The following is a 14,955-nucleotide window of genomic DNA, read 5'->3' on the forward strand; positions in this document are numbered from 1 at the left end:
ACCCGCTGGCGTAGGGTGGATTCTCGTGAACGACGCGCCGATCGGAATCTTCGACTCCGGGGTCGGCGGGCTCACCGTCGCGCGGGCCGTCTCGGCGCTGCTGCCGCAGGAGTCGATCCTGTACATCGGCGACACCGCGCGTTCGCCGTACGGCCCGAAGCCGATCGCCGACGTCCGGCGCTACGCACTCGAGGTGCTGGACGATCTCGTCGCCCAGGGTGTGAAGATGCTCGTGATCGCGTGCAACACGGCGTCCGCGGCGATGCTGCGCGACGCGCGCGAGCGGTACGACGTGCCGGTGGTCGAGGTCATCAACCCCGCGGTGCGCACGGCGATGTCGACCACGCGCAACGGGCGCGTCGGCGTCATCGGCACGGCCGGCACCATCAGCTCCGGCGCGTACCAGGACATGCTCGGGGTCAATGAGGTTCTCACCGTCTTCGCGCAGGCCTGCCCGCGGTTCGTCGAGTTCGTCGAAGCCGGCGTCACCGGTTCGCCGGAGGTGCTCGCCGTCGCCGAGGAGTACCTCGCGCCGCTGCGCGCGGCCGAGGTCGACACGCTTGTGCTGGGCTGCACCCACTATCCGTTCCTCGAGGGCGCGATCAGCTACGTGATGGGCCCGGACGTGAGCCTGGTGTCGAGCGACTCCGAGACCGCGAAGGACGTCTACCGTCAGCTGGTCTCCCGGGACCTGCTCGCCGGGCCGGATGCCGAGCCCCGCCACGTCTACGAAGCCACCGGTGCGTCGGCCGATGAGTTCCTGCGGCTCGCGCACCGCCTGATGGGCCGCGAGGTCACCGACGTGCGCCTGGTCCAGACCGGCGCCATCGACCTTCCGCGCGCCTCGAACCCTGCCCGCAGCCTCGGCTGAGGCATCCGTCCCTCCGGAGGAGAACTGCATGACCGACATCACCCGTGCCGACGGCCGTTCCGTCGACCAACTGCGCCCCATCACGATCGAACGGGGCTGGTCGAGCCAGGCCGAAGGGTCGGCGCTCATCTCGTTCGGGAACACCAAGGTGCTGTGCACGGCGTCGTTCACGAACGGCGTGCCGCGCTGGCTGACGGGCAAGGGCAAGGGCTGGATCACCGCCGAGTACGCGATGCTGCCGCGCGCCACCAACGAGCGCAACGACCGCGAGAGCGTCAAGGGCAAGATCGGCGGCCGCACGCACGAGATCTCGCGCCTCATCGGCCGGGCGCTGCGCGCCGTCGTCGACACCAAGGCGCTCGGTGAGAACACCATCGTCATCGACTGCGACGTGCTGCAGGCCGACGGCGGCACGCGCACCGCCGCCATCACCGGCGCCTACGTCGCGCTCGCCGACGCGATCGAGTGGGGCCGCGGAAAGAAGTTCATCGGCCAGAAGGCGCAGGTGCTGTTCGACTCCGTCGCGGCGGTGTCGGTCGGCATCATCGACGGCGAGCCCATGCTCGACCTCGCGTATGTCGAGGACGTGCGCGCCGAGACCGACATGAACGTCGTGGTCACCGGCCGCGGCCTGTTCGTCGAGGTGCAGGGCACCGCAGAGGGCGCGCCGTTCGACAAGCGCGAGCTCGACGCCCTGCTCGAGCTCGGCGTGAACGGCTGCGCCGACCTGCGCACGCACCAGCTGGCCGCACTGCAGCCCGCGGGGGAGTGACGGATGCCCCGGATCGTCCTCGCGACCCACAACCCGCACAAGGTCGAGGAGTTCCAGGCGATCGTCGCGGCGACGCGCCCTGACCTCGAGGTCGTGGGATACGACGGGCCCGAGCCCGTCGAGGATGGGGTGACGTTCGCGGAGAACGCCCTCATCAAGGCGCGCGCGGCCGCCGACCACACCCGACTGCCGGCACTGGCCGACGATTCGGGCGTGTGCGTGGACGTGCTCGGCGGGTCGCCCGGGGTGTTCTCGGCCTACTGGGCCGGGCACGCGAAGGATGCCTCGGCCAACCTGAACCTGCTGCTCGACCAGCTGTCCGACATCGGCGACCCGCACCGCACGGCGCAGTTCGTGTCGACGATCGCGCTCGTCGTGCCGGCGGGCGATGGGGAAGCCGTCGAGCACGTGGTCGAGGGGATCTGGCCCGGACGCCTCGCGACGGCGCCGTCGGGCGCCGGCGGCTTCGGCTACGACCCGATCTTCGTACCCGACGGGCAGGAGACGGGCGCCGAGCGGACGGTCGGAGAGTGGACGGCCGACGAGAAGAACGCGGCATCCCATCGCTCGCGCGCGTTCGTCGCGCTGGCCGCGCTGCTCGCCGAGCTCTGACGCGAGGGGTCAGCGCCGTTCCACGACGGGCAGCTCCAGCACCTGTGGGCGGCCAGGATCGGAGTGCAGCGTGAAGCCGGCTCGCCCACCGGAGCGGTAGAGGGCCGGGAACGCGCCCGTCAGCGGGTTCCGAGGGGACAGCTGGCGCCCGGCGACGTGGAGCCGCAGTTCGTCACCGGCCCGGAAGAACGTCGCCGACGGAGCGAAGTCGATCTCGACCTCCGTGGGGGCGGCGCCCGCATCGACCCGGCGAAGACCGGTCGTGACGAGATCGCGGCCGAAGCCGTACGAGCCTTCGAACGGGACGAATCGTCCGCCGCTCCACTTCGAGAGCCCGACGAAGACCGAGACCGGGCCGGCGACCGCGGCGCTCACCCACAGCCGCACGCTCGCCTCGCCGGTCACCTCGGTGTCGTCCGCGAACACCCACGAGAACCGCGCGGCACGTCGTCGGCCGTCCACCGGGACCGCGCTGCTGCGCACGGGCGGGTGGGCCAGGCGACCTCCGTCTGCGAGGTGGAGCCGCAGCGGCCGGGTCTCGGGCGGCCAGCGCTCTTCATCTCGGACGGCATGGACCAGATCGGCGCGCTCGCGCACCTCCAGCCGCACGCGCGGCAGCTCGGAGGAGGCCCCCTTCAGGTGGGCGTCGAGAAACGCGCGCTGTGCCGCCTTGCCTTCATCGCCGTAGAACGCGGCCCACTTGCCGGTGCGATGGGTGAACAGGTGACGGTCGGACGACCCGACCTGGGCGAAGGCGCGGAAGCTGCCGCGTGAGTGCAGGTTGGCGTCGGAGAAGCTGCCGCAGACGAGCATCGGGGTTTCGATCCGGCCGAGGTCGGGGGCGAGCGAACGCCACCACGCATCGTCATCGGGACGGGCCGCCGCCTCACGGCCCAGATCCGGCGACATGCGCGATCCCCGGCGGACGAGGGTCGTCCACAGGCGGGAGAATCCGACCTCTCGAACGCCGCCGGGGTAGAAGAAGTCGGGATGCGCGTCGGTGAAGCCCTCCCACGGAATGATCGCGCGAAGATGCGGCGGGCGGAGCGCCGCCGCCTTGTACTGCGAGATCGCCAGATACGACACGCCGAGCATCGCGACGCCGCCGTCGCACCAGTCCTGCGCGGCGATCCACTCGATCGCGTCGTAGACGTCCTCTGCCTCGGCGTCGCTCATCAACGACCCCACGCCGTCCGAACGGCCGGCGCCGCGGAGGTCGAGGTTGATCACGGCGTAGCCCTGCGGCACCCACCACGCCGGATCGGGGGCCTCCCAGCTGGTCTCGTCCGAGATGTGCACGGCGGCGGTCTGGCGCAGGATGCGGAACTGCGGATTTATCCGGTAGTGCCGGCCCGCGCGCCGCGGAAGCGCGTCCTTGCCATAGGGGTGCGCGCAGAGGATCGCCGGCACGGGATCGCCGGTGGCCGGCAGGTAGACGTTCGCCCGCAGCACCGTGCCGTCGCGCATCGGCACCTCGACGTCGCGTCGGATCCGCACGTCGGCGCCGATCGGCGTGACCACGACGGGAGGACGCACCGCCCGCGCCGCGCGCTCGCTGGCGTAGCCCCATGCACCCGGGCGCCGCCAGGGGCGATCGGTCACTCCGTCGACACCGTCCTTCACGGGCGCGACGGTATCAGGTGGAGGGCGTCGACGCGGGAGAGACCCTTCATGCCTCGCCATCGCCGCCAGGGAGGGGCATGCTGTTGTGGACGCAGCCTTTTTCCGGAGCGGCCGATGTTCTTCCTTCGCTGGATCCCCACCTTCCTCGCCTTTCCGCTGGGGGAGTCGATCGCCTCAGCGGTCCTGGGGACGCATCGCAGCCCGCTGACGGCGCTGGCGGCGGGCGCGATCGTCGGCGGCGTCGTCGGAGCCGCGCAGTGGCTCGCGCTGGGCCGCCTCGTGGACTGGCGCTGGGCGGTCTGGACGCTCGGCGCGACGGGTGCGGGCTGCGCGCTCAGCCTCGTCTGGTTCGGCCCCGCGGTCACGCCGGCCGCGGCCGCGGCGACGGCACTCGTCACGGGCGGCATGGTCGGGGTCGCCCAGGGGTCGTTGCTGCGACGCCGGTGGCGCATCGCGCTCGCGTGGGCGGCGACGGTGTGTCTGACCTGGGGCGTTGCCGGACTGGTGGGGACCCTGGACGGAGCCCGCACCGTCCTCGGCTCGAACGGCGCTCTGGGGGCGACGGTCGTCACGGGCGTCGTGCTGTGGCTCGTGCTACGGCCCCGCTTGATCCGCCGGGGCGTTCCCCCTGCGGACTCGACCCGGACCATGGACCTCGCCGCGAGCATCATCGAGGCGAGGCGGGAGGTCAACCGCAGGCACCGCTAGCGGGCATCGCGCTGCGAGTGAGAATCACACTCATTCCCGACTAGGCGCAACAGCCCTTTCCGGTGCAATCCCGGGCTTAGCCTGGGCTCATGCACGACCACGCGCCGACCGGGATCCGAGGGGCAGGCAACCGCCGCCTGCTCGCGATCTCGCTCGCGATCACCTCCACCGTGATGGTGGTGCAGATCGTCGGAGCGGTGCTGTCGGGCTCCCTCGCGCTCCTCGCCGATGCGGCGCACATGTTCACGGACGCCGCCGCTCTGGTGATCGCCCTCATCGCGAGCACCGTCGCGGCGCGACCCGCGAACGACCGCCGCACCTTCGGGTACCAGCGCGCCGAGGTGTTCGGCGCCCTGATCAACGGCGTCATCCTGCTCGTGCTGTCGGGATGGGTCGCGTTCGAAGGCATCTCGCGCCTGCTCGACCCGGGCGAGACCGAGGTCGCCGGCGGGCTCATGCTCGTCGTCGCGATCGTCGGGCTCGTGGCCAACGGGGTCGCGATGTGGCTGCTGAGCTCCGCCCAGCGACACAGCATCAACGTACGCGGCGCGTATCTCGAGGTTCTCGGCGACCTCATCGGATCGGCCGCTGTGATCGTCGCCGCCATCGTCATCGTCACGACCGGCTGGTACCAGGCGGACGCCATCGCGTCGCTCTTCATCGCCGCCATGATCATCCCGCGCGCGGTCGGCCTGCTGCGCGAGGTCGTGTCGGTGCTCGCCGAGTCGGCGCCCAAGGGCACGCACGTGCACGAGATCCGCGAGCACATCCTCGCCACCCCCGGGGTCGTCGACGTGCACGATGTCCATGTGTGGCAGCTCACGCGCGGGGCGCCGGTGTTCACCGCGCACGTGGTCGTCGAGGGCGCGGCTCTCACCGACGGCCGGGCCGCCGGCATCCTCAGCACCCTGCAGTCGTGCCTGTCCGACCACTTCGACGTCGAGCACTCGACCTTCCAGCTCGAGCCCGCCGGACACGTCGAGCACGAAGCCCACGCGTGACGAGGCGCGTCAGTCTTCGCGCCGCACCTCGGCGGGCGACTTGTCGGGACGCAGTCCGCGCCACCTCGGGTGGCGGAGGATGCCGCCCGGGGTGAACTCGCCGTACTCGACTTCGCCGACGAGCTCCGGCCGCACCCAGAGGGCGTCCCGCGCGTCGAGCGGCGGCACGCCGACGAGCGGATTGTGGTCGGTGCGCAGCGGCGTCAGCTTCTTGAGCAGCATCGAGAGCGTCGAGTCGCTGAATCCGCTGCCGACGCGGCCGGCGTACTGCAGGCCGTCGGCCCCGGGGATGCCGAGCAGCAGCGACCCGAAGGTGGTGGTGCGCCCGCCCTTGCCGGGGCGGATGCCCGCGATCACGACCTCCTGGGTCCTGGTGTTCTTGACCTTCAACCACGACTCGGAGCGGCCGCCGCGCAGGTACCGCGACGCCGGGTCCTTGACGACGATGCCCTCGAGGCGCAGCTGCTCGCTGGTGTCGAGCGCGGCGTCGACATCGTCGAACACGGGCGGCACGGTGATCGCTTCGACGGATGCCGCGGCCACCGCCTCGAGCACGTCGCGGCGTTCGCGCAGCGCCAGCCCAGCGAGGTCGACGCCGTCGTGCGAGAGCACGTCGAACAGGTAGTACCGCACGGGCGTGCGCCGCGCCACCCGAGCGATGTCGCCGGCGTGCTCGAGGTTCATCCGGGTCTGCAGGAGCGGAAAGCTGGGGCGGCCGTCGGGTTCGAGAGCGACGAGCTCGCCGTCCACCACGCACGGCTCCGCGCCGAGGCCGGCGTCGACCGCCGCCAGCTCGGGGTAGCGGTGCGTGACCTCGTTGCCGCTGCGCGCGAACAGACGCAGGCGCTGCCCGTCCCACGCGCCGACCGCGCGGATGCCGTCCCACTTCATCTCGACCCAGGCCCCGGTGCCGTGTTCGCGGTCGGTCCACCTGCGCGCGGCCAGGTGCACCTGGGCCGGAGTCGCACTCGACGCGAGCATGGGGCGCAGCTCGGCGGCGGCCGGTGCCGATGTTCCGGGAACCCCGGTGAACTTCCGGTTCACATCGGTGCGCACGTCGGCCGCGGCGACCTGAGCGCCAGAGTCGCCGTGTGAGCCGGAACTGATGTGGGGCTTTCGACTGGTGGCAGCGCCCCGACCGCCCGGCGCGTCGCGAACCGCGTCGGCCTGGGGGCTGGGCTCGACGACCGCGCCGTCCGGCTGTGTGCGGCCCGCAGCATCCGTCTTCATGCGGTGCAGCAGCCAGCTGGACTTCTCGCCGTCGCCGGCGGTGCGGATCAGCGCCAGCCGGACGCGCCCGAGCGGGCCGCCGGGGCGGCCCTCGAGCGTCGCGATGACCTCGTCGTCGCGCCACTTCTCGAGCTCGTAGCGCCCGTCGTCCCAGATGGTCACGGTGCCGCCGCCGTACTCGCCCGCGGGGATCGTGCCCTCGAACGTGGCGTACTCCATGGGGTGGTCCTCGGTCATGATCGCGAGGTTGTTGCGCTTGTACGAGTGCGGGACGCCGCGCGGAACGGCCCAGCTCACCAGGACGCCGTCGTGTTCGAGGCGGAAGTCCCAGTGGAGCGCCGTCGCGTGATGCTCCTGGATGACGAATCTCGGAAGTTCGCCGTGAGGCGACGCGCCGAGGGGGTTCGCGGGCACCGGTTCGGGGGTGCGGTCGGCGCTCCGCTTGGAGATATACGCCGACAGCGGGCCGGACTCGGCGTCGCGGCCGCCGGCGTGGAAGCCGAGCGCGGCCATCGGGTCGCCGATGGTCTCGGCCCGTTCGAGCACCTCGGTGAACTCGAGGTGGCGCAGCCCGGGATCGTCGAGCTCGTCCCAGGTGCGCGGCGCGGCGACAGTCGGGTGCGGCCGGCCGCGCAGCGAGTAGGGCGCGATCGTCGTCTTGGACCCGTTGTTCTGACTCCAGTCGATGAGCACCTTGCCGTGCCGCTCGGTCTTCTTCATGCTGCTGACCACGAGGTCCCTGTGGTCGGCCTCGATCGCGCGGGCGAGCTCGTTCGCGAGCGCGGAGGCCTGCTCGGTCGACTGCCCCGGGGGCAGCGCCGTGTACAGGTGGATGCCCTTGCTGCCGCTCGTGACGGGGTAGGGCTCGAGCCCCATGTCGAGCAGGATCTCGCGGGCCCAGCCCGCAACCACGGCGCACTCCGCCAGGCCGGCGCCGGGCCCGGGGTCCAGATCGAGCACGAGCCGGTCGGCCGGACCGCGTCCGCCGCCGGCGTCGAAGCGCCATTGCGGCACGTGCAGCTCGAGGCTCGCCACCTGGGCCAGGTAGACCAGCGTCGGCACGTCGCCCACCAGCGGGTACTCCTTGGTGCCCGTGGAGTGGGGGATCGGCATTCGTCGCACCCACGACGGCGCGCCGCGCTCGAGGTCCTTCGCGAAGAAGACCATGCCGGGGTCGTCGTCGGTGCCGACACCGTCCGGCCACCGCTTGCGGGTGACGGGTCGTCCCACGACGTGAGGGATGAGAAGCTCGGCGATGCGCGAGTAGTAGTCGATGACCTCGCCCTTGGTGGTGCCGGTCTCGGGGTAGAGCACCTTGTCGAGGTTCGTGATGCGCAGGCGGCGGCCGCCGATGCGCACCAGCTGCTCGTCGCCCGCCATGGGCTCAGAGTATCGGCGCGCCGTGACGCAAGGGGTGGCCGCGTGTCGGCGCCCTGGTGTTCACTGGTGGGGTGAGAGCGATCTGGAAGGGTGCACTGACGTTCGGACTCGTCAACGTGCCGGTGAAGGTGTACTCGGCGACCGAGGACCACGACGTCTCGCTGCACCAGGTGCACAACAAGGACGGCGGGCGCATCCGGTATCAGCGGATCTGCGAGATCGACGGTGAGGTCGTGCCGTACTCCGACATCGACAAGGCTTACGACGACGGTGAGAAGACCGTCGTCCTCACCAAGGAGGACCTCGAGTCGCTGCCTGCGGAGCGCAGTCGCGAGATCGACGTCGTCGAGTTCGTGCCGAGCGAGCAGATCGACCTGCTGACGCTCGACCGTGCGTACTACCTCGAGCCCGACTCGGCTTCTCCCAAGGCCTACGTGCTGCTGCGCAAGACGCTCGAGCAGACCGATCGCACGGCCATCGTGCGCTTCTCCCTCCGGCAGAAGACCCGGCTGGCGGCGCTTCGCGTGCGCGACGACGTGCTGGTGCTGCAGACCCTCCTGTGGTCCGACGAGGTGCGAGAAGCCGCCTTCCCCTCGCTCGACGAGTCGGTGCGCATCTCGGCGAAGGAGCTCGAGCTGTCGGCGTCGCTGGTCGAGAGCTTCTCGAGCGACTTCGATCCCGAAGAGTTCAAGGACGAGTACCAGGAGGAGCTGCGCACCCTCATCGAGGCGAAGCTCGAGAAGGGCGACGCGCTCGACACCTCCGAGACCTTCGGCGAGCAGGAGGAAGAAGAGGCCGGCGGCGAGGTCATCGACCTGATGGCCGCGCTCCGCGCCAGCGTCGAGAAGTCCCGTGCAGCCCGCGAGGGCGGCGATGCGAAGGCCGCGTCAGGGAAGACGGATGCTGCAGCCCCGGCGAAGGCCGACGCCAAGGCACCTGCGAAGAAGCCCGCGGCGAAGAAGAAGAAGGCGTCCTGACAGACCGAGCGACGTCGGCTCAGGCCTTGGGTGCGTCGCCGTGCTCGGGGCCCCGTTCGAACACCTCGGGATCGAGGACGAGTGCCTCTGCCTCGGCGTGGTCGGTGACGACATCCTCACCGGCCGCGGCGGCCTTCTTCGCCTTGCTGCGCTCGCGGAGGTAGTGCCACAGCGTGACGAGCGCCGTGCCGCCGACGGCGACCAGCAGGATGAGGTCGATGTAGTTCTCGACGAACGTGGCGACGGGCGGGATGTAGCCGAGCAGGTAGCCGAACATCGTCAGCCCGAAGCCCCACAGCACCGCGCCGATGAGGTTGTAGAGGGTGTACTTCCACTTGTTCATGTGGCCGATGCCCGCGGCGACGGGCGCGAAGGTGCGGACGATCGGCACGAAGCGCGCCAGGATGATCGTGAGGCCGCCGAACCGCTCGAAGAAGGCGTTGGTGCGTTCGACGTTCTTGACGCTGAAGAGGCCCGATTCCTTCTTCTCGAACACCGCAGGGCCGCCCTTGTGGCCGATGTAGTACCCGACTTCACCGCCGACGAAGGCCGCGAGGCCGATCAGCAGGGACACCACCCAGATGTTGACGCCGAAGATGTTGCTCGTGTGCGTCAGCAGACCCGAGATGACGAGCAGGGTGTCGCCCGGGAGCAGGAAGCCGATGAGCAGACCCGTCTCGGCGAACACGATGAAGCACACGACGACCAGCGCCCATGGGCCTGCCCATTCGATGATGGCGGCCGGATCCAGCCAGGGGATCAGGGCTGTGGGAACTGCGTGCACGATGGTCGTCCCGTCGTCAGTCGGCGGAGGATGCGAGAACTCGCGTGCGGAAGGTGGGACTTGAACCCACACGCCCGGAGGCACAGGAACCTAAATCCTGCGTGTCTGCCAATTTCACCACTCCCGCGAGGCTCTCAGTCTACTGAGGCGACTGGGGGTCGGCTGTGGGGCTGGCCCCCGCTCCGACCGGGGGATCAGCGGCGGATGCCGAACAGGAAGTAACTCGCGGGACCGATCCAGTTGACGAGGATCGCAGGGATCCAGGCGACCTTGGGTCCGCGGACCTCGTCGGCGTCGCGGTGGGCGAGATCCCAGAATGCGAGGAACGCGAACGCGACCTGCACGATGCCGAGCACGCCGAGTCCCGCCTTCGCCGCGGGGGCCATCTCCGTCTTCGTCATCTTCGTCCCTTCGTCTGTTCCTCCATCCTGCCGCGCCGGCGGCCCGCTCGCATCTGTGGATAACTTTCGGCTGGCTCCGGGGCGAATTGGGAGGATGCAGACGTGACTCCCGCCGCCGCCCCCGTCGCGTCCGTCGTGGCGGAGCGCGTGCGGGAGCGGCTCCGGGCCGAGCGGTCGGATCCGACCCGCGACCCCGAGTTCGCGGCGCAGATCGCCCGCGCAGAGGTGCGCCGCCACAACGACTTCGCCCTCGCGCGCGGCCTCGCACCCGTCGACGACGAGACGGCGTGCGTGCGCGAAGTCCTCGCCGCCGTCTCGGGGTTCGGCCCGCTGCAGGCGTACCTTGACGACCCGACCGTCGAAGAGGTCTGGATCAACGCACCCGACCGCATCTTCGTCGCCCGCAGCGGCGTCCCCGAGCGCACGCCGCTCATGCTCACCGACACGGCGGTGCGCGATCTGGTCGAACGGATGCTGCAGTCCAGCGGTCGTCGAGTCGACCTGAGTCAGCCGTTCGTCGACGCGTCACTCCCCGACGGCTCCCGGCTCCACGTCGTGATCCCGGACATCACGCGCCGGCACTGGGCGGTCAACATCCGCAAGTTCCTGCCCGCGTACCGGGACCTCGGGCGCCTCGTCGCGGCGGGCTCGATCGCCCCGGAGGCCGCGACGCTTCTCCGCGACGCCATGAACGCCGGGCAGTCGGTGCTGGTCTCGGGAGCGACGCACGCGGGGAAGACGACGCTGCTCGGCGCGCTCATCGCCGCGTGCCCGCCCGAGCAGCGCATCGTGACGGTCGAGGAGACCTTCGAGCTCGCGGTCGCCGCGCCGGACCTCGTCGCCCTCCAGGGGCGCCAGCCGAGCCTCGAGGGGACCGGTGAGGTGACACTGCGGCGACTCGTGAAGGAGGCGCTGCGCATGCGCCCCGACCGGCTCGTCGTCGGCGAGGTGCGCGACGCTGAGGCGCTCGACCTGCTGCTGGCCCTCAACACCGGCGTTCCCGGTGCCGCCACGATCCACGCCAACTCCGCTCGCGAAGCGCTCGGCAAGCTCGCCGCGCTGCCGTTGCTGGCCGGGCGCAACATCGACGCGAGCTTCGTGCAGCCGGCGGTGGCGGCATCCGTCCATCTCGTCGCGCATTGCGAGCGCGACGCGAGCGGCGCACGGCGGGTGGTCGAGATCGTGGCGCCGACCGGAGTCGCGGACGGCCTGCTCACCGCTCACACTCTCTACCGGGCGGTCGCCGCGTGACCTTCGTATGGGGAGCGGTGCTCGCCGCCGGGCTGCTCCTGATGCTGTCGCCGTGGTTCTGGCCGGCGGGCTCGCGTCGTCCGGGTGCGCCCCGGCGCGGGCGGATCTCGCGTCTCCTCGAAGACGCGGGGATTTCCCGCGTGTCCGTGCCGTCGATCATCGTGGTCGCGGGGGTGTGCGCTGCGGTGGCGGCTGCGGTGGCGTGGCTCATCGCCCCGGTCGCCGCGCTCACTCTGGTCGCGGCGGCGGCGGGGGCGATCGCTCCCTTCATCTGGCTGAGATCGCGACGCTCGAAGCTGCTGCGCACGCGGCGCGGACTCTGGCCGGACGTCTGCGATCTGCTCATCGCATCGGTGCGCGCGGGGATGTCGCTGCCCGATGCGGTCGCGAGTCTCGCGGACTCGGCTCCCGCCGACCTGCGGCCGGCGTTCGCGGCGTTCGCGCGCGACATGGCCGCGTCGGGGCACTTCGACTCGAGCGTCCAGCGGCTCAAGACGAACCTGGCAGACCCGGTCGCCGACCGCATCGTCGAGACCCTGCGCATGGCGCGCCAGGTGGGCGGCACCGAGCTCACCGCGGTGCTGCGCGCGCTCGCCTCCTCCGTGCGAGCCGACGCGGCGTTGCGGGCCGAGGTCGAATCGCGGCAGTCGTGGATCCGCGGCGCGGCTGTGCTCGGCGTGATCGCCCCCTGGGTGATCCTCGCCATGCTCGCGATGCGCCCGGAGGGCGCCCGCGCGTACGGCAGCCCGGGCGGCATCGCGCTCATCCTCGTCGGCGCGGCGGTGTCGCTCGTCGCGTACCGGCTCATGATCCGTCTCGGCCGCCTTCCCGAACCGCGGCGGTGGTTCGGGTGATCGGATTCGCGATCGGCGACGTCGCGTATGCCGTCGTGCTCGGCACGGCGCTCGGTGTCGGGGTGTGCCTGCTGATCTCGCTCGCTCCGCGGTGGGGCGCGCCCAGCCTGGCGCGGAGGATCGCGCCCTACATCCGCGACGTGACCGATCCGCGGGGCCTCGACGTGGCGGGTGCTGCGATCGGAGGGTCGCCGTTCGCGTGGTCGGCGTTCGCGCAGCGTCGCCTCGCCCGGCTGGCAGGCGGTGATGCGGCGCTCACCCGGCGCCTGCAGCAGGCCGCATGGACGATAGACGCGGCCCGCTTCCGCGGACGGCAGCTGGCCTGGGCCATCACGGGACTCGCGATCGGCGGCGCGGTGGTCGTCGTGCTCGTGCTCGTCGGCCGCGGATCGCCGGTCCTCGGCCTGCTTCCGCCGGTCGCCGCCGTGGCCGCGGCGCTCGCGTACGACGCGTCGCTCACGCGTGCGGCGCGGGCACGGGCCGCACGCATCGAGGAGGAGCTGCCGACGGTGCTCGAGTTCCTCGCGCTGTGCCTCTCGGCGGGTGAGGGGATCCTCGACTCGCTGCGTCGAGTGAGCGAGGTGGGCGCGGGGGAGCTCACCGCGGAGCTCCGCGGCGTCGTCGTCGCGGTGGGCACCGGCTCACCGCTGTCGGAATCCCTCACGCGCCTTGCCGCAGGACTCGAGATCCCCGCGCTCACCCGCTCGATCGACCAGCTCGTGGCGGCGATCGAGCGAGGCGCGCCGCTCGCTCACGTTCTCCAGGCGCAGGCGATCGACGCTCGCGAGGACGCGAAGCGCACACTCATCGAGCGCGCGGGCCGGAAGGAGATCTACATGCTCTTTCCGCTCGTCTTCCTGATCCTGCCGCTCAGCGTGCTGTTCGCGGTGTTCCCGGGGATCTTCATGCTTCGACTCGGACTCGGCTGACGGCCGGAAGGAGAAATGATGAAAGCACGGATGCTGCGCCTCACGGCTCGTCTTCGCACCACCGCGCGCGACCTCGCAGACGACGAACGGGGTGACGTCCCCGGCTGGGTCCTCATCACGCTCATGACCGCGGGGCTCGTCGTCGTGATCTGGGCGATGGCCGGGCCGGCCCTTGCCGACCTGTTCGAGCAGGCGATCAGCCGCGTCTCCGGGCTCTGACGTCTTGCGTGCCGGCCTGGTCCGCGCGTTGTCGAGCCTGCGCGCCCGACTCAGCGCTGACCTGCGCGACGACGCCGGGGCGAGCCCCGTCGAGTTCGTCCTCGTCGGCACGCTGCTCACCGTGCTCACCCTCGGTGTGCTGCAGTTCGGCCTCGCCGTGTATGTCCGCAACGTGGTGCACGACGCGGCCGTCGAGGGGGCCTATCACGCTGCCCTCGCCGACACGACCCTCGCCGAGGGCGCGCAGCGCACGCGCGACATCGTGGGTCGCGCGATCGGCGCCGAGTACGCGACGGACGTCAGCGTGCAGGAGACGGCGGCGCTCGGCCAGCGGACCGTCGAGGTGCGAGTCGAGGCGACCCTGCCCCTCGTGGGCCTGCTCGGTGCGCCGCGCGGAATGGACGTGACGGCGCATGCGCCCGTCGAATCGTTCGACTGAAGGCCTCGCGGTGGACCCGCTCGGAGACGACCGCGGGTCCGCGGCGCTCGAGTTCATCCTCGTCGGGCTCCTCCTCCTCGTGCCGCTCGTCTACGTGGTCGTGGCGCTCGGCCTCATCCAGGGGCAGAGCCTCGGGGCCGAGGCCGCCGCACGTCACATCGCGCGCGCGGTGTCGACCGCGAGCGACGTGGACGACGCGCGCGCCCGGGCCGACGCGGTGCTCGCCGCAGTGGCGGAGGAGTACGGCCTCGACGACGTCGACCTCTCCATCGACTGCACGCCATCGGGCGCCGCCTGTCCGCGGGCGGGTGCGACCCTGCACGTTCGCGTCCGCACGACGGTCACGCTGCCGCTCGTGCCGCCGGTGCTCGACCTCGACCGCATCGCCGCGGTCCCGATCGAGGCGTCGTCCGCGCACAAGGTCTCGCGCTTCTGGAGCGAGCGGTGATGGCTCGGGTGACGCGCGTGATCGCACGCAGGAACAAGGCGGTCGACCCCGATGACGCGGGCAGCGTCCTCATCCTCACCCTCGGCTACGCCGTGCTGGCGATCGCGGTGATCCTCGTCTGCACGGCGGCGACGAGCCTGTACCTCGCGCAGAAGCAGCTCGACGCGGTGGCGGATGCCGCGGCTCTGGCCGCAGCGGACGGCTTCGACCTTTCCGTGGTCGGCGGCGAGCCCGTCGCCACCCTGACCGACGCGGGCGTGCGTCGGGAAGCCGAGGCGATGATGGGTGCCCTCGGTCCCGAGGCGCGACTCGTCTCGGCTTCGACCCCCGACGGAGTCTCCGCGCGGGTGACGGTCGCCGGGCAGTGGCATCCGCCCATCGTCACCGTGTTCGTGCCCGACGGCGTCGCCCTCGAGGCCACCGCCACGAGCCGGACGGCGCTGCGCTGACGCGCAG

Annotated in this window: 17 protein-coding genes and 1 tRNA gene; 13 read left to right on the top strand and 5 right to left on the bottom strand. The window is 71.3% G+C overall.

From position 1 onward, the window contains the following. The first annotated feature begins 25 nt into the window (after positions 1 to 25). Genes murI through rdgB form a run of 3 tightly spaced genes read left to right on the top strand, consistent with a single transcriptional unit; the run spans position 26 to position 2,255 of the window. Positions 26 to 871 (top strand): glutamate racemase, encoded by an 846-nt coding sequence (gene murI, locus ACLBXX_RS07500; RefSeq protein WP_447657524.1) that lies wholly within the window; start codon positions 26 to 28, stop codon positions 869 to 871. A gap of 28 nt (positions 872 to 899) precedes the next feature. After that, positions 900 to 1,643 (top strand): ribonuclease PH, encoded by a 744-nt coding sequence (gene rph, locus ACLBXX_RS07505; protein ID WP_387136601.1) that lies wholly within the window; start codon positions 900 to 902, stop codon positions 1,641 to 1,643. Positions 1,644 to 1,646: 3 nt separating this feature from the next. After that, entirely contained in the window at positions 1,647 to 2,255 is a 609-nt protein-coding gene (gene rdgB / locus ACLBXX_RS07510; protein ID WP_447657525.1) for an RdgB/HAM1 family non-canonical purine NTP pyrophosphatase, read from the top strand. Between the two features lie 9 nt (positions 2,256 to 2,264). On the opposite strand, the gene ACLBXX_RS07515 is transcribed toward rdgB, so the two are convergent. Continuing rightward, complete coding sequence (locus ACLBXX_RS07515; protein ID WP_447657526.1) at positions 2,265 to 3,878, bottom strand: CocE/NonD family hydrolase; 1,614 nt, start codon at positions 3,876 to 3,878, stop codon at positions 2,265 to 2,267. 114 nt (positions 3,879 to 3,992) lie between these two features. Here ACLBXX_RS07515 and ACLBXX_RS07520 point away from each other — a divergent pair, with 114 nt between their 5' ends. Both ACLBXX_RS07520 and ACLBXX_RS07525 read left to right on the top strand, forming a co-directional pair. Continuing rightward, positions 3,993 to 4,586: a hypothetical protein gene (locus ACLBXX_RS07520; RefSeq protein ID WP_447657527.1), complete on the top strand. Its 594-nt coding sequence runs from the start codon at positions 3,993 to 3,995 to the stop codon at positions 4,584 to 4,586. Positions 4,587 to 4,675: 89 nt separating this feature from the next. Next, positions 4,676 to 5,587 carry a cation diffusion facilitator family transporter gene (locus ACLBXX_RS07525; RefSeq protein WP_447657528.1) on the top strand — a complete coding sequence of 304 codons (912 nt, stop codon included), beginning with the start codon at positions 4,676 to 4,678 and terminating at the stop codon, positions 5,585 to 5,587. A 9-nt stretch (positions 5,588 to 5,596) separates the two neighbouring features. Here ACLBXX_RS07525 and ACLBXX_RS07530 read toward each other — a convergent pair whose 3' ends face one another. Then, positions 5,597 to 8,197 (bottom strand): ATP-dependent DNA ligase, encoded by a 2,601-nt coding sequence (locus ACLBXX_RS07530; protein WP_447657529.1) that lies wholly within the window; start codon positions 8,195 to 8,197, stop codon positions 5,597 to 5,599. Between the two features lie 71 nt (positions 8,198 to 8,268). On the opposite strand from ACLBXX_RS07530, the gene ku reads away from it, so the two are divergent. Then, complete coding sequence (ku, locus tag ACLBXX_RS07535) at positions 8,269 to 9,174, top strand: non-homologous end joining protein Ku (RefSeq protein WP_447657530.1); 906 nt, start codon at positions 8,269 to 8,271, stop codon at positions 9,172 to 9,174. 19 nt (positions 9,175 to 9,193) lie between these two features. Here the strand turns inward: ku and ACLBXX_RS07540 are convergent, their stop codons facing one another. The 3 genes from ACLBXX_RS07540 to ACLBXX_RS07550 all read right to left on the bottom strand — a co-directional run bounded on the left by ACLBXX_RS07540 (position 9,194) and on the right by ACLBXX_RS07550 (position 10,359). After that, positions 9,194 to 9,958 (bottom strand): DedA family protein, encoded by a 765-nt coding sequence (locus tag ACLBXX_RS07540; RefSeq protein ID WP_387136615.1) that lies wholly within the window; start codon positions 9,956 to 9,958, stop codon positions 9,194 to 9,196. A 45-nt stretch (positions 9,959 to 10,003) separates the two neighbouring features. Next, positions 10,004 to 10,085: transfer RNA gene (locus tag ACLBXX_RS07545), tRNA-Leu, on the bottom strand. A gap of 67 nt (positions 10,086 to 10,152) precedes the next feature. After that, positions 10,153 to 10,359, bottom strand: a complete 207-nt coding sequence (locus ACLBXX_RS07550; RefSeq protein ID WP_056367805.1) for a PLDc N-terminal domain-containing protein — start codon at positions 10,357 to 10,359, stop codon at positions 10,153 to 10,155. 102 nt (positions 10,360 to 10,461) lie between these two features. Between ACLBXX_RS07550 and ACLBXX_RS07555 the strand changes: the two genes are divergently transcribed. The 7 genes from ACLBXX_RS07555 (at position 10,462) to ACLBXX_RS07585 (ending at position 14,948) form a co-directional block, all read left to right on the top strand. Beyond that, positions 10,462 to 11,610: a CpaF family protein gene (locus ACLBXX_RS07555; protein WP_447657531.1), complete on the top strand. Its 1,149-nt coding sequence runs from the start codon at positions 10,462 to 10,464 to the stop codon at positions 11,608 to 11,610. Next, on the top strand, positions 11,607 to 12,464 hold the full coding sequence (locus ACLBXX_RS07560) for a type II secretion system F family protein (protein ID WP_447657532.1): 858 nt from the start codon (positions 11,607 to 11,609) through the stop codon (positions 12,462 to 12,464). The genes ACLBXX_RS07555 and ACLBXX_RS07560 overlap by 4 nt, the downstream gene beginning before the upstream one ends. Beyond that, entirely contained in the window at positions 12,461 to 13,393 is a 933-nt protein-coding gene (locus ACLBXX_RS07565) for a type II secretion system F family protein (protein WP_447657533.1), read from the top strand. Before ACLBXX_RS07560 ends, ACLBXX_RS07565 begins: the two co-directional genes overlap by 4 nt. A gap of 18 nt (positions 13,394 to 13,411) precedes the next feature. Then, complete coding sequence (locus ACLBXX_RS07570) at positions 13,412 to 13,612, top strand: hypothetical protein (protein ID WP_056368355.1); 201 nt, start codon at positions 13,412 to 13,414, stop codon at positions 13,610 to 13,612. 61 nt (positions 13,613 to 13,673) lie between these two features. Then, entirely contained in the window at positions 13,674 to 14,051 is a 378-nt protein-coding gene (locus tag ACLBXX_RS07575) for a TadE/TadG family type IV pilus assembly protein (protein ID WP_447657579.1), read from the top strand. A gap of 10 nt (positions 14,052 to 14,061) precedes the next feature. Beyond that, positions 14,062 to 14,499, top strand: a complete 438-nt coding sequence (locus ACLBXX_RS07580; protein WP_375871885.1) for a TadE family protein — start codon at positions 14,062 to 14,064, stop codon at positions 14,497 to 14,499. A 17-nt stretch (positions 14,500 to 14,516) separates the two neighbouring features. Then, positions 14,517 to 14,948: a pilus assembly protein TadG-related protein gene (locus ACLBXX_RS07585; RefSeq protein ID WP_447657534.1), complete on the top strand. Its 432-nt coding sequence runs from the start codon at positions 14,517 to 14,519 to the stop codon at positions 14,946 to 14,948. Positions 14,949 to 14,955: the final 7 nt, after the last annotated feature.

This window comes from Microbacterium sp. C23T, assembly GCF_053345975.1.

Coding starts and splice junctions, on each gene's coding strand:
- ACLBXX_RS07525 (WP_447657528.1), top strand. CDS start 4,676: ATGCACGACCACGCGCCGACCGGGATCCGAGGGGCAGGCAACCGCCGC.
- rdgB (WP_447657525.1), top strand. CDS start 1,647: ATGCCCCGGATCGTCCTCGCGACCCACAACCCGCACAAGGTCGAGGAG.
- ACLBXX_RS07530 (WP_447657529.1), bottom strand. CDS start 8,197: ATGGCGGGCGACGAGCAGCTGGTGCGCATCGGCGGCCGCCGCCTGCGC.
- ACLBXX_RS07520 (WP_447657527.1), top strand. CDS start 3,993: ATGTTCTTCCTTCGCTGGATCCCCACCTTCCTCGCCTTTCCGCTGGGG.
- ACLBXX_RS07570 (WP_056368355.1), top strand. CDS start 13,412: ATGAAAGCACGGATGCTGCGCCTCACGGCTCGTCTTCGCACCACCGCG.
- ACLBXX_RS07550 (WP_056367805.1), bottom strand. CDS start 10,359: ATGACGAAGACGGAGATGGCCCCCGCGGCGAAGGCGGGACTCGGCGTG.
- rph (WP_387136601.1), top strand. CDS start 900: ATGACCGACATCACCCGTGCCGACGGCCGTTCCGTCGACCAACTGCGC.